Annotated in this window: 1 protein-coding gene; it reads left to right on the forward strand. The window is 68.3% G+C overall.

Going from position 1 to position 1,168, the window contains the following annotated elements; translation table 11 throughout:
- A partial coding sequence (locus QZH66_RS16545; protein ID WP_305806962.1) for a malic enzyme-like NAD(P)-binding protein occupies nt 1–1,168 on the forward strand: 1,168 nt, incomplete at both ends.

The raw sequence follows: 1,168 nt of genomic DNA on the forward strand, positions 1-1,168 counted from the left end.
GAACAGGCCCTGCGCGAAGCCGCGCTCGAATACCACCGCAGCCCCAACAAGGGCAAGATTTCGGTCACGCCGACCAAGCCGCTGTCGAACCAGCGCGACCTGTCGCTGGCCTACTCGCCCGGCGTGGCCTACCCCTGCCTGGACATCGAGGCCAACCCGGCGCTGGCCCATGAATACACGGCGCGCGGCAACCTGGTCGGCGTGGTCACCAACGGCACGGCCGTGCTCGGCCTGGGCAACATCGGCCCGCTGGCAGCCAAGCCGGTGATGGAGGGCAAGGGCTGCCTGTTCAAGAAGTTCGCCGGCGTCGACGTGTTCGACATCGAGCTGGCCGAGAACGACCCCGACAAGCTGATCGAGATCATCGCCGCGCTCGAGCCGACGCTGGGCGGCATCAACCTCGAAGACATCAAGGCGCCCGAGTGCTTCTACATCGAGCAGGAGCTCTCCAAGCGCATGAACATCCCGGTGTTCCATGACGACCAGCACGGCACCGCCATCATCTCGTCGGCCGCCCTGCTCAACGGGCTCGAACTGGTCGGCAAGCAGATCGGCGACGTGAAGGTCGCCGTGTCGGGCGCCGGCGCGGCCGCCATCGCCTGCGTGGGCGTGATGGTGGGCCTGGGCGTCAAGCGCGAGCACATCTTCATGTGCGACTCCAAGGGCGTGGTCTACGAAGGCCGCCCCGGCGGCTACGACGCGTCCAAGGCGCTCTACGCGCAAAACACCGCAGCGCGCACGCTGGCCGACGCGGTGCGTGGTGCCGACGTGTTCCTCGGCTGCTCGGCGCCCGGCGTGCTGACGGTGGACATGGTCAAGACCATGGCCGACAAGCCCATCATCCTGGCGCTGGCCAACCCCGAGCCCGAGATCCGCCCCGAGCTGGCCAAGGCGGCGCGCCCCGACTGCATCATCGCCACCGGCCGCTCCGACTACCCCAACCAGGTCAACAACGTCCTGTGCTTCCCGTACATCTTCCGCGGCGCGCTCGACTGCGGCGCCAGCAAGATCACCGAGGCCATGAAGCTGGCCTGCGTGCGCCAGATCGCCGACCTGGCCAAGGCCGAGCCGAGCGACGAGGTGGCCGCCGCCTACGCCGGCAAGGACCTGAGCTTCGGCCCCGACTACCTGATCCCGACGCCGTTTGACGCGCGCCTGATCCTGCGCA

Source organism: Stenotrophomonas sp. YIM B06876 (assembly GCF_030711595.1).
GTDB lineage: Bacteria > Pseudomonadota > Gammaproteobacteria > Xanthomonadales > Xanthomonadaceae > Stenotrophomonas.